The following is a 19,849-nucleotide window of genomic DNA, read 5'->3' on the forward strand; positions in this document are numbered from 1 at the left end:
CCGGTCAATCTTGCACCGTATGCGCGCTGCGCCACAAAATCCGCGGTTCGCCCAGTACCCGGCCCTGGATCCACCACAGCACCTCGATCAGGCCCGCGGCGAGCAGGCCCATCCCCACCCCGGCGGCCGTAACCTCCAGGTTGGACGGGTCGAGCATGAACGTCTGGCGGGCCAGGGGTATGGCAAAGATCACGACATAGGCCAGGCCGGACACCACCACCAGCGCAACCCGCCACCACTGGTAGGGCCGCGCGATGACCGCCAGCACCCACACCGCCCCCATCAGCAAGGTGATCAACGCGGTGGTGGAGGCCTGAGTCTGCTCGACGGTGGTCGCGTTGCGGCCGTGGTAGGCGATCAGGTACGACGCGAACGTCGTCAGACCCACCACCACACCGGACGGCAACGCCGAGGCCATCACCCGGCGCACGAACCCGGTACGCGCACGCTCGTTGTTGGGCGCCAGCGACAGGATGAACGCGGGAATGCCGATGGTGAACCACGCCGCGATGGTGACGTGAATCGGCTGGAACGGGTAGACCAGCGGTTCGGTACCGAACAGCTTGTGCGACAGGCCCGCAAGCCCGACCAGCAGCGCCAGCAACACCGAGTACACGGTCTTGGTGAGGAACAGGTTGGATACCCGTTCAATGTTGCCGATGACCCGCCTGCCCTCGCCCACCACGTAGGGCAGGGTGGCGAACTTGTTGTCCAGCAACACGATCTGGGCCACCGCGCGCGAGGCTGGGCTGCCCGAACCCATCGCCACCCCGATGTCGGCGTCCTTGAGGGCCAGCACGTCGTTGACGCCGTCGCCGGTCATCGCCACGGTGTGATCCCGGGCCTGCAGGGCGTGCACCATGGCCCGCTTCTGGTCGGGACGCACCCGGCCGAACGTGGTGTAGGTAGCCATGGTCTTGGCCAGCTCGTCGGGATCGGTCGGCAGCTGGCGGGCATCCATCGTTTCGCCCTGCAGGCCGAGCGAGGCGGCCACCGCACCGACCGACACCGCGTTGTCGCCGGAGATCACCTTCACCGACACATGCTGGGAAGCAAAGTAATCCAGGGTTTCGCGGGCGTCAGGGCGAACCCGCTGCTCCAACATGACCAGCGCGACCGGCGTGACGGTGCCGGGCGCCTCGGGGCTGTCGACGGACGCGTCGCTGGCACCCAACAGCAGCACCCGTAACCCGCGCGCGCCGACCTCCTCGGCTTGGGCTGCGGCGGCAGAACCCGGATCAAGCAGCACGTCAGGGGCGCCGATCAGCCAGTTTCCGTGCTCGCCGTAGGAGACTCCGCTCCATTTGGTGGCCGACTTGAACGGCGCGGCGGCGGTCGCCGTCCAGCCGGGCGGGTTCGGGTAGGCCTCGGCGATCGCCTGCATGCTGGCGTTGGGTCTGGGGTCGTCGGCGGCCAGTGCCGCCAAGACGTCGGTAACCAGCTCGGTGGCCTCGGCCCGGCCGACCGGGGCGACGTCGGACAACCGCATGCCGTTCTCGGTGAGGGTTCCGGTCTTGTCCGCGCACACCACGTCGACGCGGGCCAGTCCCTCGATGGCAGGCAACTCCTGGACCAGGCACTGCCTGCGGCCCAACCGAACCACGCCGACCGCGAAGGCGATCGAGGTCATCAGCACCAGGCCCTCGGGCACCATGGGAACCAGGGCGCCGACCATCCGCAGCACCGACTCCCGCCAACCCACATCGGTGGTGAACAGCTGGGTGTAGATGACCAGCACCCCGGTGGGCCAGAGCAGGTAGGTGATGAACTGCAGAATCTTGTTGATGCCGGTGCGGAGTTCGGATTTCACCAGGGTGAACTTGCTGGCCTCCTCGGCCAGCCGGGCGGCGTAGGCTTCCCGGCCCACCTTGGTGGCGCGGTAGGCGCCCGACCCGGCGACAACGAAGCTGCCCGACATCACCACGTCGCCGGCGTGTTTGGCGATCGAGTCGGCTTCACCGGTGAGCAGCGACTCGTCGATCTCCAGGTTGGCCGCCTCGATGACGTCCCCGTCGACGACGACCTGGTCGCCGGGCCCGAGCTCGATCACATCGTCGAGGACAACCTCGTTGGGCGGCAAGGGTTCTGTCCGCGACTGGCGCCGCACCATCGGCTTGGCCTGCCCGACGATGGCCAGGTTGTCCAGGGTCTTCTTCGCCCGAAGTTCCTGAATGATGCCGATACCGCTGTTGGCGATGATCAGCAGGCCGAACATGCCGTTGATCAACGATCCGGTGCTGAGCACGATGATCAGCAGCACACCGAGAATCGCGTTGATGCGGGTGAACACATTGGCCCGCACGATCTCGGAGACGCTGCGCGAGGCGCGGGTCGGCACGTCGTTGGTCTTGCCGTCGGCGACCCGGGCAGCGACTTCGGCGGCGGTCAGTCCTGCGGCCACACTGACGGTCATCGGCTGAATGTTCCCATCTTGTCCTCGTCGTAGTACTCCAGCGTGAGCCGATTCCCGCTGAAGGTCGCCATGGAAACGCTTCCGGGGGGCGAGTTTTCGGACACCGCACGGAAGGCGAAGACATCACCGTCCCAGTGCGACAGTTCGTAGGTGTCCGGGCGGGGGCCCAGTGACAGGGTGAGCTTGCCGTCTTTTTCGGCCACGACGGCCGGTCCCCAGTAGTCGTTGCGGTAGGTGCCGGTGTAGGCGGTGGGCGGCTTGGCCGGCGCGGGGTCCGGCGGTGGGGTCTTGCCGACGAGCGCGCCCACCGGCTGGTCCATCTCGGCGAAGGCGTCGCCGTAGAGCTTTCGCCAGTCTTGGCGCACCTCGCCGAACTGGACGAGGTCGGCGAATTCCGCGGTCAGGGTTTCGGGGATCCCGGACGGGGTGGCGTTGGTCAGCGCGACGATCGCGACGTCGGCGGAGGGGATGATGACGAAATTGGTTCCGGCGCCCAGTTCGAACGCGCCGGAATGGCTCAGTTGTACCCGGGCTGCCGAGGTGGTGCCCACGTTGAAGCCGTAGCCGTAGAACCCGGATCGCATCGCCGGTTCGGTGGGCGGGCTGGACACGATCTGTGGGGTCAGGGCGGGCAGCAGCGCGCCGGCGTCGACGATCCGCTGGCCGTTGTAGGTACCGTCGGCTAGCACCATCGCCAGCCAGCGGGTGAGATCGGCGACCGACGAGCTGACCCCGCCTGCTGGTGATTCCGCGTCCGCGTCGCGCCGGTAGCGCGGCTGGTAGGTGCCGTCGACCCGGATATGCCCGAGAGCCTTGTCCGGTCTGGCCTCGAAGTCGGCGAACACCGAACTCGTCGACGTCATGCCCAGTGGCCGGTAGAGCACCTGCTCACTGAGGTCCTCCCAGCTCTTCCCGGCGCCGGCGGCGACCGCCTCGGCGGCTGCGGTGAGCCCGAAGTTGGTGTAGGCGTAAGAGATCCGGAACGGATCGAGCGGCAGCTGGCGGAGCTTGCCCAGAATGTAGCGCCGGTCGTAACCGAGGTCCTCCAGCTTGTCGCCGGCGTGGTCGGGCAATCCGGACCGGTGTGAGTACAGGTCACCGACGGTGACCATCCGGGTGACCATCGGATCGGACAGCCCAAACCAGGGCAGCTCGGTGATCACCGGGGTGTTCCAGCTGATCGCGCCCTGGCCGACCTGATGGGCTACCACGGTGGCACCGATCGGCTTGGACACCGACGCCAGCTGGAACACCGTGTCGGGGTCCACCCGATTACCCGGGTCGTTCGCCGGCCGGTTCGCATCTTTGACACCAAACCCCTTGGCGTACAACGTCTTTCCACCGTGAACGACGGCGACTGCCATCCCGGGGATGCCGGATGACCGCAGCAGCTCCTCGGCTATCCCGTCGAGCTTGGCGACCGCATCGCCGACGGCGTTGTCCGGCAATGCCAGTGCGGGCACCAGCGGGGGCGGTTGATCCGAGGGCGGTTTGGTGGGCCCGGGTTGGGCGGGTGTCGAGCTACACGCGGTGAGGCCGACCAGTACGGCTACGATCGCGGCACGTCTAGCCAGGGCGGTCATGACTTGCACGGTAGTGCGTCACAGCTCCCACCAGCGGTCAATCGCCGCCTGGGCGGCGGGGACCACCCGGCCGCCCGGTTTGGGTACCGCCGTCGACACCCCGGCCGCCTCGGCGGCCACCAGCAAGCGTTCGACCGGCTCGGCCCACGGGTGCGGCGCCAGCCGGAAGGTGCACCAATGAATGGGGACCAACAGCCCGGCGTCGGTGACGTCACGGTGGGCGCGCACCGCCTCCTCGGGATTCATGTGGATGTCGGGCCAGGCCTTGTTGTAGGCCCCGATGGGCATCAGCGTCAGGTCGAAGGGCCCGTGGTCGGCGCCGATCTGTTCAAAACTGCGGGTGTAGCCGGTGTCGCCGCCGAAGTAGGCGCGGTGCTGCGGGCCGATGATCGCCCACGAGGACCACAGCGTGGTGTCGCGAGTCAGGAACCGCCCCGAGAAGTGCCGGGCCGGGGTGCACACCAGGCTCAGCTCCCCGATGCGGGTCTGCTCGTCCCAGTCGAGCTCGATGATGCGCTCGGCCGGCACGTGCCACCGGCGCAGGTGGGCGCCGACGCCCAGCGGCACCACGAACGGCGCGCGCTGGGTGCGCACCAAAGCCAGCACGGTATCCATGTCGAGATGGTCGTAGTGGTCGTGGCTGATCAGCACCGCATCCAGAGCGGGTAGCCCCTCTAGCGGCGCGGGGACCGGGTGCAGGCGCTGGGGACCGACGGTGCGCGACGGTGAGCAGCGCTCGCTCCAGACCGGATCGGTCAGTACCCGGTAGCCGTCGATCTCCAGCAGCGCGCTGGAGTGCCCCAGCCAGCTGACCGCGAGCGGCTCGGCGCGGGTGGGGGCCGGTGCCACGATCGGGATGGCCGCCCGGGGCCGGCTGACCGAGCGGCTGGACAGCATGTCGAACAGGATGAGGCGGTTTTCTTCGGTGTCGAGCCGCAGTGGCGAGGCCGGGTCGATGTTGTGGAACACCCCGTCGCGGTAGTGCGCCGATCGGTCGGCAACCGGACCGATCGCGCCGGGCCCTGCGCCCAGCGAGGCTGGTGCGTCGTGCAAGGCCCGCAGGACCCAGCCGCCGGTGGCCAGCGACGCGGTACCGGCCGCCAGCCGCAGCGCCGCCTTCCCGGAGGGCAGGAGCGAAGCGACCCGGGGAAGGCTAGCCACGTCAGGCCCCTTTGAACTGGGCGGCGCGCTTCTCGATCCGCGCGACCTGCGCCTCGATCACGTCCTGGCTGCCCCACGCCTTGTCGAAGAGTTCCTTGTGTGCCGGGCCCTGCTCCTCGTAGGCGCCGTCGTCATTGAGCACCCGCTTGGACGCCTGCAGAGACAGCGGCGCCAGCCCGGCGATCTCGGCCGCCCAGGCCTGCGCGTCGGCCAGGTCGCCGAGCCGGTTGGCCATCCCGGTCATCAGCGCCGTCTGCGCGTCCAGCTTCTCCGCGGCCAGCAGCATGCCGCGGGCGCGTCCGTAGCCGGCCAGCGACGCCAGCCGGCGGATGCTCCAGTTGTCCAGCGCCAGACCGTATTTGGCGATCGGGAATTGGAAGTAGGCGCCCGGTGCCACCACCCGCAGGTCGCAGATCATCGCCAGCTGCACACCCGCGCCGATCGCCGGGCCGTTGATCGCCGCGATCACCGGCATCGGGACCGCGTCGATGGACTTGTTCAGCGCGATCGCCTTATCGGGGAAGTCGGCGGCGAACACGTCGCCGGACAGGTCGGCGCCGGCGCAGAACACCGTTCCCTGCCCGGTCAGCACGATGGCTCGGACGTCGTCGGCGGCGGCCTTCTCGACCGCCTCGCGCAGCGTGTCGACGAGTTCGGAGTTGAGCGCATTGCGTCGCTCCGGACGCTGCAGCTCGATGGTGGTCACATCCCCCACGCGATTGATACCGATCATGGGACGAGCCTACTGGCACCGATATCCTCGTCGCGTGAGCCGCATTGGGGCCGCCGAACTGCGTGACACCGCGCTGGACCCGGGGTCGTTCCGAAGTTGGGACGACGTCCCCCTGGCCGTCGCGACCGACGCCGCCTACCGGCGCGAGCTCGAGCAGGCCCGCGCCGCCACCGGTCTCGATGAGTCGGTCCTGACCGGCGAGGGCACCGTCTTCGGCCGCCGGGTGGCGGTCGTGGCCTGCGAGTTCGACTTCCTTGCCGGGTCCATCGGGGTGGCCGCCGCCGAACGCATCACCGCGGCCGTAGAACGGGCGACCGCCGAGCGGCTGCCGCTGCTGGCGTCCCCGAGTTCGGGGGGCACCCGCATGCAGGAGGGCACGGTCGCGTTCCTGCAGATGGTGAAGATCACCGCGGCGGTCACCCAGCACAAGCGGGCGCACCTGCCCTACCTGGTCTACCTGCGACACCCGACGACCGGCGGGGTGTTCGCCTCATGGGGCTCGCTGGGCCACATCACCGTCGCGCAGCCCGGTGCGCTGATCGGCTTCCTAGGCCCACGGGTCTACCAGCAGCTCTACGGCGAGCCCTTTCCCGCCGGTGTACAGACCGCGGAGAACCTGCTGCGCCACGGCGTCATCGACGGGGTGGTCGGCATCGAGGCGCTGCGACCGACGCTGGACCGGGCGCTGACGGTCATCACCGACCCGCCGGGTGCGGCTCCCCCGCCGCCCCCGGACGAACCGCTGCCCGACGTGCCGGCCTGGGACTCGGTGATCGCCTCCCGACGACCGGACCGGCCGGGGGTGAGCTGGCTGCTGCGCGAGGGCGCCACCGAACGTGTCCTGCTGTCGGGCACCCACGGCGAGGCCGCCAGCACGGTGCTCGCGCTGGCCCGGTTCGACGGCCAGCCGGCCGTCGTCGTCGGGCAGCGCCGGGTCGTCGGCGGGGTGGTAGGTCCTGTTGCGCTGCGCGAGGCCCGCCGGGGCATGGCGCTGGCCGCCGGCCTGCAGCTGCCGCTGGTGCTGGTGATCGACACCGCGGGCCCGGCACTGTCGGCTGAGGCCGAACAGGGCGGGCTGGCCGGCGAGATCGCCCGCTGCCTGTCCGATCTGGTGACGCTGGACACCCCGACGGTGTCGGTGCTGCTCGGTCAGGGCAGTGGCGGACCGGCGCTGGCGATGGTGCCGGCCGACCGGGTGCTGGCCGCCCAGCACGGCTGGTTGGCGCCGCTGCCCCCGGAGGGCGCCAGCGCCATCGTGTTTCGCGACACCGCCCATGCAGCGGAACTGGCTGCCGCTCAAGGGGTGCGCTCGGCTGATCTGCTGCGCAACGGGATCGTCGACGCGATCGTGCCGGAGCATCCAGACGCCGCCGACGAGCCAGTGGAGTTCGCCCGCCGGCTCTCGGCCGCGATCGCCCGAGCGCTGCACGACCTGCGGGCGGCGCCGTCGGCGTCGCGCTATGCGGCCCGCCTGGAGCGCTACCGGCGGATCGGGTTGTCCGACTAGAACCTGGCCCGGGACTCACGCCGGAAAAGCTCCGCAGGCCTGCCCCCGGTCCCGGTGACCAGGTGGCCGGTGGGCTGCAGCCAGGGTTTCATCATGCGGCGGAACCGGTCACGTTGCAGCGGCCGGCCGGCCACCGCCTGATGGACCCGGTGGAGCTCACCCAGGGTGAACTGCCGGCCCAGCAGGTGATCGGGGTCGGGGCGCTGCGCATACCGCTCGCGCACGTCTTCGGCTGCGCGAGCGATGATTTCGGCGTGCCCGTAGCGCAGCCGGCCCGGCCGGGAGACCGGGACCAGCCGGGTGTGGCCGGACTCCCGGGATTCGAGCCGACGCATCGGCACCACCTCGACGTGGGCCACCGAGAGCGCCCAACCCCGGTCGTCGCGATCCGGGTCGTCGTAGACATGCAGTTGCCTGGGTCGCAAACCACGCACCCCGGCCTTGACCCGCAGCGAGCGTTCGACGGCGTCGGCCAGCCGCTCGCCGGGGCGCAGGAAGGTCCCCGGCAACACCCACCCCGGCCCGTCGGCGCGGCGCACCTGCAGGACCGTCAGTTCCGGATCTGCCGGATCGAGGGTGAGCAGCGCCGTGTCGACGGCCACCTTCGGCCGTGGCTGGTCGCTAAGAGATTGCGTCGCTGTATCGCTTGTATCGCTGATTAACTCATTATTGCTCAAAGCCGTGACGAGCGCGTTCCAGCAGCGCGCACACCTGCTCGTCGGAGGTCTGGTCGAAGTTGCGATAACCCTGACCGACAGCATGGAAGAAGGCCGGCGCGCCGGGGCACACCACCTCGTCGGCATAGTCGCGCAACCCGGCGAGAGCCTCGGGGGCCGCGATCGGGGCGGCCAGCACCACCTCGGCCGCGCCCTGCGCGCGGGCGACCAGGCAGGCCGCCCGGGCGGTGGACCCAGTGGCGAACCCGTCGTCGACGATCAGCACAACCCGTCCGGTCAGGGGCAGCGCCTCCCGGTCGCCGCGGTAGCACCGGAGGCGGCGCTCGAGTTCGGCGCGCTGTGCGGTTTCCACTTCGGCGATCTCGGACTCACTGACCGGCACATGGCGCAGCACCGAGGCGTTGAGCACCCGCACCCCGCCCTCCCCGATGGCGCCGAAGGCCAGTTCGGGCTGCGCCGGAACACCGAGCTTGCGCACCACGAGCACGTCCAGCGGGGCGCCGAGGGATGCCGCGACCTCGAAGGCGACCGGGACGCCGCCCCGCGGCAGGCCGAGGACCAGCACGTCGCGGCCGCGGTAGGCCTGCAGCGATGCGGCCAGCCGGCGGCCGGCATCAGCCCGATCGGCGTAGCGCTGCATACTTCGCAGTCTGCGCCCAAACCGACGTTTGGGCGTCAAAGTGCGAGACGTTTGCACCAATACGTCGAACTCGGCGGCTTACGTGGAGTTCTCCAGTCGGGTGACGAAATCATCCAGAGCAGCGGCGAACTGCTCGCCCTGCGCGGGCGACCAGTCATCGAGGATCTCCTCGATGACGCGGGTGAGGTTGCCGCGCATCCTGGACACCGCCTTTCGGCCCGCTGGCGTCAACTGCAACAGAGTTGCCCGCGCATCGGCCCTATCGGGTGCTCGCGTCACAAGCCCGGCGGCCTGCAGCCGGGTGGCATACCTCGTCGTGGCGGTGCGATCCAAGCCGATGACTGCTGCAAGTTCGGTCGCACTGGCCGGGCCGGTCCGCGCCAGACCGGACAGCACGGGGTAGAGCGTTGCGTCCACTCCCTCGACCCCTTCGACCAGCCGGCCATACAGATGCATGCGGGTGCCGCGTTGTAACAGCTTGCCCAGCGCCGATTGCACGCGCGCCGCGGTAGAGACGACCATGGTCAGATAATACGTGACAATTGCACGCATCTTCCGTTCGGTAAGCACAACATCACCAATGCCAGCGACTTGATCGCCGATGGAACAGATTTCGCCGACCTGGATGGCATCCAAGTCCGCAAAGGGACAGTGGCCGCGTGGGTCGCCAATGCCAAGAAGCTGGAATCACTGTCGCTCACCGATCCCGGCTATGCCGAACTGGCCGCGCACCTGCGCGCCGAGGCGGTGAAAGTGAAAGCCACCGGCGTCTTCGACGTCCTGGCTCCACGATCGCCGCGGATCGCCGAGATCATCGACGGGTTGTGAGCTAGGCCAGCGATTCCACCCAGGCCCGGTGCAGCGCGGCATAGCGGCCTTGCGAGTCGACGAGCTCACTAGGCGGGCCGTCCTCGACGATGCGGCCGTGTTCGAGCACCAGCACCCGGTCGGCGATCTCGACGGTGGACAGCCGGTGGGCGATGATCAGCGCCGTCCGGCCGGCGAGCACGGTCCGCAGCGCGCGCTGGACCAGCCGTTCGCTGGGGATGTCCAGCGAGGAGGTCGCCTCGTCGAGAATCAGCACCGCCGGGTCGGCCAGGAACGCCCGGGCGAATGCGATCAGCTGCCGCTGCCCGGCCGAGAGCCGTCCCCCGCGCTTGGCGACATCGGTGTCGTAGCCGTCGGGCAGCTCAGCGATGAACTCGTCGGCGCCCACCGCGGCCGCGGCGGCGTGCACCTCGGCATCGGAGGCCGACGGGCGGCCGAACCGGATGTTGTCGGCGACCGTGCCGGAGAACAGGAAGTTCTCCTGGGTCACCATCACCACGTGGCGGCGCAGCTCGCTCTGCTCGACGGCCCGCAGGTCGACACCGTCGAGCATCACCGAACCCGACGTCGGGTCGTAGAACCGGGCGATCAGTTTGGCGATGGTGGTTTTACCCGCCCCGGTGGTGCCGACCAGCGCCACCGTCTGCCCGGCGGGCACCACCAGCGACAGCCCGGGCAGCACCGGCCGATCCGGAACGTAGTTGAACTGCACGTCGCGGAAGGCGATTTCGCCGCGGACCTGCTCGAGATGCACCGGCGCGGCCGGATCGGCGATCGCGGGTTTCTCGGCCAGCACACCGGCGAGCTTCTCCAGCGCCGAGGACGCCGACTGGAAGGTGTTGAAGAACTGGGAGATCTCCTGCATGGGCTCGAAGAACATCCGCAGGTAGAGCAGGAACGCCGCCAGCGTGCCGATGGTCATCTCACCGTGCATCGCGCGATAGCCGCCATAGATCAACACCACACCGGTGGTGAGGTTGCCGACCAGCTTCACCGCCGGCATGAAGATCGCCAGCAGCCGGAAGGTCCGCTCATTGACCTCGCGGTACTCGTCGGCGACGTCGTCGAAGATCTCCTGGTTGCGGGGCTCGCGGCGATAGGCCTGCACCGCCTTGATCCCGGTCATCGTCTCGACGAACTGCACGATCACCAGCGCGGCGCTCTCCCGCACCCGGCGGTAGGTCTTGCCCGACTCGGCCGAGAACCACCACACCAGCGCCACCAGGATCGGGAAGGCCGCCAGGCACATCAGCCCCAGCCGCACGTCGAGGGCGACCAGCAGGATGGCGGTGCCGAACAGGGTCAGCACCGCTGTGATCAGACTGTCGAATCCGGTCTCGAGCATGTCCTGGATGGCCTCGACATCGTTGGTCAGCCGGCTGACCACCCGCCCCGAGGTATAGCGGTCGTGGAAGGCGACGTCGAGCCGCTGGAAATGCCGGAACACCCGGCGGCGCACCTCGAGCAACACCCGCTGACCGATCCGCCCGGAACGATTCAGGAAGAACAGCCGGCTGGTCGCCTGCAGCGCCGCCACCGCGCACAGCGCAACCACCACGATGATCAGCTCACGTGCCGAGCCGCCGGCCACCAGCGGCGGTATGGCGTGGTCGATACCGCGCTGAACAAGCAGCGGAACCGACAGTCGCGCAGCGTTTTCCACGACCACGACCAGGGCCAGCAGCCCCACCGTCAGCCGGAACGGCCGCAGCAGGGAGCCCAGCAGCGCACGGGCCTCCCGGCGGCGGGGCTTGACCTCGTCGATCGGCAGGTCGTCGGGTTCTTCGTCGAGCCGGCCGCGCCATTCCGCGGTGGTCATCGGCGCCGCCCTTCCAATGCCGCGTAGTCGACCGGCCCGCGGGTGATATCACGCTGCTCGCAGGCCTCCTCATAGGCGCGGTCCAACCGCTGCCGTTCGTCGTCGTCCTCCCACTCGGGCCGCGGTGGGCACCCGTCGTCGAACTGGTCGTCGGCGGCCAGCAGGTAGCGGTAGCGCGGGACGGTCGCCAGCAACTCGGCGTGGGTGCCGATGTGGGTGATGGTGCCCGCCCCGTCGACCCTGTCCAGCAGCGCGACCTTGTCGGCCAGCAGCACCGTCGAGGCACGGTGGGCGACGACCACCGCGGTCACCGCACCCAACACGCTGCGCAGCGCCTCGGTGACCGCTGCCTCGGTGTGCACGTCCAGGGCTGACAGTGTGTCGTCGAGCACCAGGATCCGCGGCGCGGCCAGAATGGCGCGGGCCAGCGAAAGCCGCTGCCGCTGACCACCCGAGAGGCTCATCCCCTGTTCACCGATGCGGGTTTGCAGGCCGAACGGCAGGTCGTAGACGAACTGCGCGGCGGCGATCTCGATGGCCCGGGCGAGATCGTCGTCGGTGGCCTCTGGACGGCCCAGCCGCAGATTCTCGGCCACCGACATCGAGAACAGTGTGGGGTCCTCGAAGGCGGTGGCCACCGCCGTCCGCAGCGCGAACAGCGACAGCTCGCGAATATCGGTGCCGTCGATGCGGATCGAACCCTCCGTCACGTCGTAGAGCCGCGGCAACAGCGCGGCCAGCACCGACTTGCCCGAACCGGTGGCGCCGACCAGCGCGAGCGTCTCACCCGGCTCCACAGTGACGGTGACGTGGCGCAGCGCCCACGCCCCGGCCCGTCCCGCATCGTCGTCGGAGGCAGGGTCGCCGGCGGCAGGGTCGTCGGAGGCAGGGTCGCCGGCGGCAGGAAAGCCGAAGCCGACGTCGACCAGTTCCAGCCGGCCGCCGCGCGGGGCGGCCGTGATGGGCCCGTCGGTGATCTCACGGGGCGCGTCGAAGATCTCGGCGATCCGGTTGGCCGCCGTCATCGCCTCCTGGGTCATCGACAGCAGGAAACCCAGCGACGCGATGGGCCAGACCAGCGAGAGCATCATCGTGATGAACGCGACCAACGTGCCCAGGGTGACCAGCCCGTGCCCGGCGGCGTAGGCGCCGAACCCGAGCACGACGATCAGGGTCAGGTTGGGGATCACCTCGAGCAGCGTCCAGAACTTCGCCGACACCCCGACCTTTTCGATCTGGGTGTCATAGAGCATGCTGGCCTGCTCGTCGAAGCGGTCGAAGACGTAATCCTCGCGGCCGAACGATTTCACCGCGCGCAGTCCCAGTGCGGACTCCTCGACCTGAGTGGCGACGTGACCGGCCTGGTCCTGGGCTAGCCGGGAGAGCCGGGTGAAGGTGCGCTCGAAGTGCAGGACGGTGAGGGTGATCGGCACGATGGACACCAGCACGACGACACCCAGCGGCCAGTACATCGCCAGCAGGATGATCGTGACGATGGTGATCTGCAGGATGTTGAGCAGCAGGAACACCAGACCGAAGGAGAGCAGCCGGCGAATGGTGCTCAGGTCGTTCATGATTCGCGACAGCAGCTGACCCGATTGCCAGCGGCCGTGAAACGACATCGGCAGGATCTGCAGCCGGGCGTAGAGATCCTTGCGGATGTCGGCCTCCACGCCCATCGTCGCCCGGGCCACCAGCCAGCGCCGGATGAACCACAGCAGCGCCTCGGAGATGCCCACCCCCATCGCGGCAGCACCCACCAGCCACAGCCCCCGCTGGTCCTGGTGGCGTACCGGGCCGTCGATCACGGCCTTGGTCATCAGCGGGATCGCGACGGTGGCCACCAGGCTGGTGATGGCGACGGTGACCATCGCGATCCAGCGCGCCCGGTAGGGCATCAAATAGGGCAGCAGACGGAGCAGATCGGAAGCGCCGCGGGGATGCGGGCGGGCGGGTGCGATCGCCGGCTCCGAACGCAGTCCGCCCGGTTCGGAAGTCAGCTCAGCCACCGCGTCAACCAATCCCTCGTCATCGACCACTGCCGAAGATATGCGGCACGTCCGACACCTCGATGCCAATGCCGCGGTCGACCCCCCGAATTCGATGATCGCACGCGACGCAATCGGTTATCGACCGCGACATCCCCACGGTAGAACCTCAACAACGATTGAGGTCAAACCCTTCCACCGCCCGTCACCGTGTCCGCGTCGCCTCCCACTTGTACGGGCGTCCATCAGGCAAGATGGGGTGCATGGACAGTAGTTCGGCCGCACCCCGCGTGCTCGTGGTCGATGACGATCCCGACGTTCTGGCATCGCTGGAGCGCGGGCTGCGACTCTCCGGATTCGAGGTGTCCACCGCCGTCGACGGCGCCGAAGCGCTGCGCTCGGCCACCGAGACTCGGCCCGATGCGATCGTGCTCGACATCAACATGCCGGTGCTCGACGGGGTCAGCGTGGTGACGGCGCTGCGCGCCATGGACAACGACGTGCCGGTCTGTGTGCTCTCGGCGCGCAGCTCGGTCGACGACCGGGTCGCCGGGCTCGAGGCCGGTGCCGACGACTACCTGGTCAAGCCCTTCGTGCTGGCCGAGTTGGTGGCCCGGGTCAAGGCGCTGCTGCGCCGCCGCGGGTCAACGGCCACCTTCTCGTCGGAGACCATCCAGGTAGGCCCCCTCGAGGTCGACATCCCAGGGCGGCGAGCGCGGGTCAACGGCGTCGACGTCGACCTGACCAAGCGCGAGTTCGACCTGCTGGCCGTGCTCGCCGAACACAAGACCGCCGTGCTGTCGCGCGCACAGCTCCTCGAGCTGGTGTGGGGGTACGACTTCGCCGCCGACACCAACGTCGTCGACGTCTTCATCGGCTATCTGCGCCGCAAGCTCGAAGCCGGCGGCGCACCCCGGCTGCTGCACACCGTGCGCGGTGTGGGTTTCGTGTTGCGCACCCAATGACCGGCTCCTGATGCTGTCCCGCATCTTTCGCCGCACCCCGTCGCTGCGCACCCGGGTGGCGTTCGCGACGGCGCTCGGCGCGGCGATCGTGGTGACCATCGTGGGCACCATCGTCTGGATCGGTATCACCAACGACCGCCTCGAGCGGCTGGACCGCAGGCTGGACGAGGCGGCGGGGTTCGCGGTCCCGTTCGTCCCGCGCGGCCTCGACCAGATCCCGCCGTCCCCCAACGACCAGGACGTCGTCATCACCGTCCGCCGAGGCGATCAGGTCAAGTCCAACTCCGATGTCGTGCTGCCGCGCCTGGACTCCGACTATGCGACGACCACCGTCGACGGCATCCGCTACCGGGTGCGCACCGTCGAGCTCTCCTACCCGGAGGCCACCACCCTCGAGGTCGGCGCGACCTACGACGACACCATCGCCGACACCAACAACCTGCACCGGCGGGTGCTGATGATCTGCGTGTTCGCGATCGGCGCGGCGGGCCTGCTGGGCTGGCTGCTGGCCACCTTCGCGGTGCGGCCGTTCCGCCGGCTGGCCGCCCAGACCCGGCAGATCGACGCCGACGACGAGGCTCCCGACATCGATATCGGCGGTGCCACCGAAGCCGTGGAGATCGGCGAGGCGCTCAAGGGTCTGCTCGAACGCATCTGGACCGAACAGGACCGCACCAAGGCCGCGCTGGCTTCGGCGCGTGACTTCGCCGCGGTGTCGGCCCACGAATTGCGCACCCCACTGACCGCGATGCGCACCAACCTCGAAGTGCTGGCCACCTTGGACATGACCGAGGAGCAGCGCAAGGAGGTGCTCAGCGACGTCGTGCGCACCCAGACGCGCATCGAGGCCACCCTGGGGGCTCTGGAACGTCTTGCCCAGGGCGAGCTTTCGACGCAGGCCGATCAGGTTCCGGTCGACATCACCGAACTGCTCGACCGCGCCGCGCACGACGCGATGCGGGTCTATCCCGATCTCGAGGTGTCGCTGGTCCCCTCCCCGACCTGCATCATCATCGGCTTGCCCGCAGGCCTTCGACTGGCGGTCGACAACGCGATCGCCAACGCGGTCAAGCACGGCGGCGCGACCCGGGTGCAGCTGTCGGCGGTCAGTTCGCGTGAGGGCGTCCAGATCGCCATCGACGACAACGGCACCGGGGTTCCCGAGGCCGAACGCACGGCGGTCTTCGAGCGATTCGCCCGCGGGTCAACGGCGTCGCACTCCGGCTCGGGACTGGGCCTGGCCCTGGTGGCCCAGCAAGCTGAAATACACGGTGGTACAGCGTCACTGGAGGACAGCCCGCTCGGCGGCGCGCGCCTTGTGCTGCGCCTGCCCGCCCCCTGCTAGCGCATCAGTCCGCGGCCGCGACCGACCCGGAGATGGCATTACCCCCGTCGATGATCAGCGTGGTGCCGGTGACATAGGACGCTCCCGGTGCAGCCAGGAATGCGACCCCGGCGGCGACTTCGGCCGCGGTGGCCGAGCGACCGATCGGCGTGGCATTGCCCGCAGCGACCTCCGAGGGCAACTGGGCTGCCGTGGCGATCCATCCGGGCAGCACCAGGTTGGCGGTGATGCCGTCCCTGGCGTAATCCACGGCCACCGAACGGGTCATCCCCAGCATCGCGGCCTTGGCCGTGTGGTAGCCGACGTCACCCCGGTAGGCGGTCAGCACACCCGCGGTCGATCCGACGTTGACGATCCGCCCGAAGCCGCGCTTCACCATGCCGGGCAGTGCCGCCCGGGTGACATAGAACGCGGTGTCCAGGTTGCGCCGCAACGCCAGTGACCACTCTTCGTCGGTCATCGCCATCAACGGATTGGGCTCTTCGGGGCTGTTGACCGAGGCCAGGCCGGCATTGTTGACCAGGATCTCGACCGTGCCGAACGCGGCCTCGGTGGCGTGTACCAATCCGATCGCGGCGGCCCGGTCGAACAGGTCGGCGATGTGGGCGGCGGCCCGGATCCCCTCGCCGCGGAGTTCCTCGGCGCGCGCGTGGACGCGCTCGGTCGTCCCCGTCACCATCACCGCAGCGCCGAGTTGACCCAGCAGCCGCGCGGATGCGAACCCGATGCCCAACTCGCTGCTCGAGCCCGTGACCAAAGCCACCCGGTCGGCCAGGTCGAACGCACGTGGCACCGTAGTAGGCATTGCGCTTGCTCCCTTCGAATTTCGGCTGAACCCGCACGACACTAGAGCGTCGTCGTCGGCATTTCTAGGTCAACCGTCCAATACTTGGACGTTCGTACAAGGTAGTAACCGCCATGTCACAAGGGCGAAATCAGCGAGCCCGAGACTTCAGTGCGGAGCCGTCGGAATGTCATCGAGTGCAGGAGTTCTCCAGAATGAAGCTCACTACGGGGATCGCACCCCTGGCGATCGCGGCGCTGTTGCTGGCCGGTACGGCCTGCTCGGGGAAGACCAACAATCCGAACAGCGCCACCGCAACGGCCTCGACGGTGCGCACCCCGCTGATGTCCGACCCGCCGCCGCTGGACCCCGATACCTTCTACCAGCCCGAAGGGCTGCTGATCATGACCGCGGCCTACCAGGGTCTGCTGCGCTACACGCCCGAGTCCACCAAGATCGAGGGGCTGCTCGCCACCAAGTGGGACGTCTCCCCCGACGGACTGACCTACACCTTCACCCTGCGCGACGGGGTCACGTTTACCGACGGAACCCCGTTCGATTCGGCGGCGGCCAAGGCGAGTTTCCAGCGGCGCATCGACATGGCGGGCGGCCCGGCCTACATGCTGGCCGACGTCAAGGACATGCAGACACCGGATCCTAAGACCTTCGTGGTGACCCTGACCAAACCCGTTGCACCCTTTCTGGATTACCTGGCCTCGCCCTACGGGCCGCTCATGACCAGCCCCACCGCCGTCACCCAGCACGCCAGCGGCGGTGATCACGCATCGGCGTGGCTGGCCTCCCATACCGCGGGCACCGGGCCCTACGAGCTGACCGATGCGGTGCCCGCCAGCCACTACACGATGACGGCGAACAAGAACTACTGGGGCGCCGCCCCGCAGATCACCACCGTCGAGATGCCGGTGATCGCGGCCTCGGCGGTGCAGCGTCTGGAACTCGACAACGGCCAGCTCGACATGGTTCTGCACGGCTTGTCCAAGGGCGACTATGAGGCCCTGGCGTCGGGGCCCAACACCGAGGTCCTCCAGAAGGACGCGTTGGTCAAAGCGGAGGTGATGGTCGATCCGAGCTCTGCGGTCTTCGCATCCCGCGAAGCGCGGGCCGCATTGTCCGCCGCTCTCGACCAAACCGCGCTGACCACACAGGTATTCGGAGCTCAGGGCGCTCCGTCGACGCAGTTCTACCCGATCGGAATGTTGCCCGACGGCGCCGTGCCCGACAAGCACGAGTACGACCCGGCCAAGCTGGCGGCCGTCGGCAAGGCCGGCGGCAACGTGGTGATCGGCTTCCCCACCGGCGACAGCAGCCTGCAGGACCTGGCCAACCAGATGCAGGTGATCCTGCAGCAGGCCGGGCTCACGGCCACCGTCCGGGACTTCCCGCTGGCCCAGTTCTTTGCCCTGCCCCAAAACCCGGACCAGCGCCCCGATCTGTTGCTCGCGTCGTTCAATCCCGATGCGGCCCACCCCGATACCTGGTCGCGGATCTACCAGTACACCGATGCTCCGGTGAACCTGCAGGGCTGTTCGGTGCCCGAGGCCGACAAGCTGCTGGACGCGGGCAGCGCCGAACCTGATCCAGCCAAGTCTCGAGCACTCTATGTCGAAGCCGCCAAGGCCTACCGTGATTCACTCTGCTGGGTGAACATCTCCGATCTGCACAACACGATCGCGGCCCGAAAGGGTTATTCCGGTTGGCAAAGCCAGCCCGCCTGGATGTGGGACACCGACTTCTCCACCCTGAAGTACCAGGGATGACTAAACGCGGTGGTACCGCGTCGGCTGAGCCGGTCAGGACCACCGGCAACACCGCACGCGGTGCGGCACGGCGAACCGAGATCATCGACGCCGCAATCGAAGTGATGGCCAACGTCGGCCTGGCCGGACTGTCCATGCGACTGGTGGCCCATCAGGCCCAGATACCGCTGGGCGCGTTGAGCTATTACTTCGACGACAAGGCCGACCTGATCGCGCAGGCCTTTGCGCAGCTGTCGGATCGGGAGATCGATCGGGTGGTGCGCACCGCCAACCGGCTCGAGCCGTCGATGTCGTCCGGCCAGCTCGCCGACTTGGTCGCCGACATGCTCATCGACGGATTCACCTCCCCGCGCGGGGCGATCGTCACCCGCTACGAGCTGGTCACCGAGGCGAGCCGGGACGAGCGGCTGCGACCGATGTTCCAGGCATGGTATGCCGCAATGGTTCCCGCACTGAGCCGGCTCTTTCGGGAGCTCGGGTCGCATCAACCCGAACTGGACGCGCGCACCGTCATGGCCGTCATGGCGGGGCTGGAGATCGATAACCTCTACCGACCGCTCGGGCCGGTGGACAAGCGGCGGATCCGGGCTACCCTGCGGCACGCGTTCACCGCCGTCATCGCCTTACACGGCACCCGGTAAGGATCCACTCGACGAAGGGGAGCAGATGGCCCAAACACCCCGCCCGCCGGTTGGCGCCACGCCGTCGACCCAGGTGCCGCGCTACGCCGGCAAAGGCACATTCGCGCGCATCGCCGACATCCACGAGGTCGCCGACTACGACATCGCCGTGGTTGGCCTGCCGTTCGACGGCGGCACCTCCTACCGGCCCGGTGCGCGGTTCGGCCCGATGGCGGTAAGGCAGGCCGCCCGCACATTGCGTCCCGGGTATCACGTCGAATTCGGTGTCGCCCCATTGGAGCAGGTGCAGATCGTCGATGCCGGGGACGTGACCATCACCCCCTATGACATCGCCGAGGCCTGCACACAGATCGAGAACGGCATGCGCGACATCATCGGCGACCGGGCCCGCAAGGTCGTCGCGATCGGCGGCGACCACACCGTTGCATTGCCGAACCTGCGTGCGCTGCATGCCTTCCACGGTCCAATGGCGCTGGTGCACTTCGACGCGCATCTGGACACCTGGGACACCTACTTCAACGCTCCGGTGACGCACGGCACGCCCTTTCGCCGCGGCTTCGAGGAGGGTCTGCTGATCGAGGGCCACTCGATCCACGTCGGCATCCGGGGCCCGATCTACGACCGCATGGACCTCGACGACGACGCGCGGATGGGATTTCAGATCATCCGGGCCGGCGATCTCGACGTGATGGGCATCGACGCGGCCGTCGACGTCGTCGCCCGCCGGGTCGACGATCTGCCCGTCTACCTGTCGATCGACATTGACGTCCTCGACCCCGCCTTCGCGCCCGGTACCGGAACACCCGAATCGGGTGGCCTGACTTCTCGGGAGCTGCTGCGAATGCTGCGCCGGCTCACCGGGATCAACGTCGTCGGCGCGGACGTCGTGGAGGTCGCGCCGGCCTACGATCATGCCGAGATCACGGCGATCGCCGCGGCGACCGTGGTGTTCGACCTGCTGAGCCTAATCGTGGCCAACGAGTGAAC

Annotated in this window: 16 protein-coding genes and 1 pseudogene; 7 read left to right on the plus strand and 10 right to left on the minus strand. The window is 68.6% G+C overall.

All coding sequences use genetic code 11. The features are described 5' to 3' along the window. Positions 1-4 precede the first annotated feature (4 nt). From ADBZ9K_RS18305 to ADBZ9K_RS18320, 4 genes are read right to left on the minus strand one after another with little or no spacing between them, the layout of a single operon-like run. Entirely contained in the window at positions 5-2,413 is a 2,409-nt protein-coding gene (locus ADBZ9K_RS18305) for a cation-translocating P-type ATPase (RefSeq protein ID WP_526622975.1), read from the minus strand. Continuing rightward, positions 2,410-3,996, minus strand: coding sequence for a serine hydrolase domain-containing protein (locus ADBZ9K_RS18310; RefSeq protein WP_526622977.1), 1,587 nt, complete (start codon positions 3,994-3,996; stop codon positions 2,410-2,412). Before ADBZ9K_RS18310 ends, ADBZ9K_RS18305 begins: the two co-directional genes overlap by 4 nt. An 18-nt stretch (positions 3,997-4,014) precedes the next feature. Next, entirely contained in the window at positions 4,015-5,127 is a 1,113-nt protein-coding gene (locus ADBZ9K_RS18315) for an MBL fold metallo-hydrolase (RefSeq protein ID WP_526624209.1), read from the minus strand. A 31-nt stretch (positions 5,128-5,158) separates the two neighbouring features. Next, on the minus strand, positions 5,159-5,890 hold the full coding sequence (locus ADBZ9K_RS18320; protein ID WP_526622979.1) for an enoyl-CoA hydratase: 732 nt from the start codon (positions 5,888-5,890) through the stop codon (positions 5,159-5,161). 34 nt (positions 5,891-5,924) lie between these two features. On the opposite strand from ADBZ9K_RS18320, the gene ADBZ9K_RS18325 reads away from it, so the two are divergent. Continuing rightward, entirely contained in the window at positions 5,925-7,397 is a 1,473-nt protein-coding gene (locus tag ADBZ9K_RS18325) for a carboxyl transferase domain-containing protein (protein ID WP_526622981.1), read from the plus strand. Here ADBZ9K_RS18325 and ADBZ9K_RS18330 read toward each other — a convergent pair. The 3 genes and pseudogenes from ADBZ9K_RS18330 to ADBZ9K_RS18340 form a co-directional block, all read right to left on the minus strand. Further along, on the minus strand, positions 7,394-7,999 hold the full coding sequence (locus tag ADBZ9K_RS18330; RefSeq protein ID WP_526622983.1) for an NrtR DNA-binding winged helix domain-containing protein: 606 nt from the start codon (positions 7,997-7,999) through the stop codon (positions 7,394-7,396). The two genes, ADBZ9K_RS18325 and ADBZ9K_RS18330, sit on opposite strands and share 4 nt — an antisense overlap. 67 nt (positions 8,000-8,066) lie before the next feature. After that, positions 8,067-8,714, minus strand: a pseudogene (locus tag ADBZ9K_RS18335) (phosphoribosyltransferase); the annotation flags it as partial. Positions 8,715-8,792: 78 nt separating this feature from the next. Beyond that, positions 8,793-9,350: a MarR family winged helix-turn-helix transcriptional regulator gene (locus ADBZ9K_RS18340; protein WP_526622985.1), complete on the minus strand. Its 558-nt coding sequence runs from the start codon at positions 9,348-9,350 to the stop codon at positions 8,793-8,795. A gap of 15 nt (positions 9,351-9,365) precedes the next feature. Between ADBZ9K_RS18340 and ADBZ9K_RS18345 the strand changes: the two genes are divergently transcribed. Next, entirely contained in the window at positions 9,366-9,542 is a 177-nt protein-coding gene (locus ADBZ9K_RS18345) for a hypothetical protein (RefSeq protein WP_526622987.1), read from the plus strand. 1 nt (position 9,543) lies between these two features. On the opposite strand, the gene ADBZ9K_RS18350 is transcribed toward ADBZ9K_RS18345, so the two are convergent. Both ADBZ9K_RS18350 and ADBZ9K_RS18355 read right to left on the minus strand, forming a co-directional pair. Next, positions 9,544-11,361 carry an ABC transporter ATP-binding protein gene (locus ADBZ9K_RS18350; RefSeq protein WP_526622989.1) on the minus strand — a complete coding sequence of 606 codons (1,818 nt, stop codon included), beginning with the start codon at positions 11,359-11,361 and terminating at the stop codon, positions 9,544-9,546. Then, a complete protein-coding gene (locus ADBZ9K_RS18355) occupies positions 11,358-13,361 on the minus strand; it encodes an ABC transporter ATP-binding protein (RefSeq protein ID WP_526624211.1) in 2,004 nt (667 codons plus the stop codon). The genes ADBZ9K_RS18350 and ADBZ9K_RS18355 overlap by 4 nt, the downstream gene beginning before the upstream one ends. Before the next feature lie 251 nt (positions 13,362-13,612). On the opposite strand from ADBZ9K_RS18355, the gene prrA reads away from it, so the two are divergent. Both prrA and ADBZ9K_RS18365 read left to right on the plus strand, forming a co-directional pair. After that, the gene (gene prrA / locus ADBZ9K_RS18360) at positions 13,613-14,314 is read left to right on the plus strand and encodes a two-component system response regulator PrrA (RefSeq protein WP_370369165.1); all 702 of its coding nucleotides are present in this window, start codon (positions 13,613-13,615) and stop codon (positions 14,312-14,314) included. A 10-nt stretch (positions 14,315-14,324) separates the two neighbouring features. Further along, on the plus strand, positions 14,325-15,659 hold the full coding sequence (locus tag ADBZ9K_RS18365; protein WP_526622992.1) for a sensor histidine kinase: 1,335 nt from the start codon (positions 14,325-14,327) through the stop codon (positions 15,657-15,659). Between the two features lie 4 nt (positions 15,660-15,663). Here the strand turns inward: ADBZ9K_RS18365 and ADBZ9K_RS18370 are convergent, their stop codons facing one another. After that, on the minus strand, positions 15,664-16,464 hold the full coding sequence (locus ADBZ9K_RS18370) for an SDR family NAD(P)-dependent oxidoreductase (RefSeq protein ID WP_526622994.1): 801 nt from the start codon (positions 16,462-16,464) through the stop codon (positions 15,664-15,666). A 194-nt stretch (positions 16,465-16,658) separates the two neighbouring features. On the opposite strand from ADBZ9K_RS18370, the gene ADBZ9K_RS18375 reads away from it, so the two are divergent. The 3 genes from ADBZ9K_RS18375 to speB are packed head-to-tail and all read left to right on the plus strand — an operon-like array spanning position 16,659 to position 19,847. Then, positions 16,659-18,221, plus strand: a complete 1,563-nt coding sequence (locus ADBZ9K_RS18375) for an ABC transporter substrate-binding protein (RefSeq protein ID WP_526622996.1) — start codon at positions 16,659-16,661, stop codon at positions 18,219-18,221. Next, positions 18,218-18,862 carry a TetR/AcrR family transcriptional regulator gene (locus ADBZ9K_RS18380; RefSeq protein ID WP_526622998.1) on the plus strand — a complete coding sequence of 215 codons (645 nt, stop codon included), beginning with the start codon at positions 18,218-18,220 and terminating at the stop codon, positions 18,860-18,862. Before ADBZ9K_RS18375 ends, ADBZ9K_RS18380 begins: the two co-directional genes overlap by 4 nt. 25 nt (positions 18,863-18,887) lie before the next feature. Continuing rightward, the gene (gene speB, locus ADBZ9K_RS18385) at positions 18,888-19,847 is read left to right on the plus strand and encodes an agmatinase (RefSeq protein WP_526622999.1); all 960 of its coding nucleotides are present in this window, start codon (positions 18,888-18,890) and stop codon (positions 19,845-19,847) included. The last annotated feature ends 2 nt before the right edge of the window (positions 19,848-19,849 follow it).

Origin of the sequence: Mycobacterium sp. (genome assembly GCF_965229265.1) — a bacterium.
Taxonomy (GTDB): Bacteria; Actinomycetota; Actinomycetes; order Mycobacteriales; family Mycobacteriaceae; genus Mycobacterium.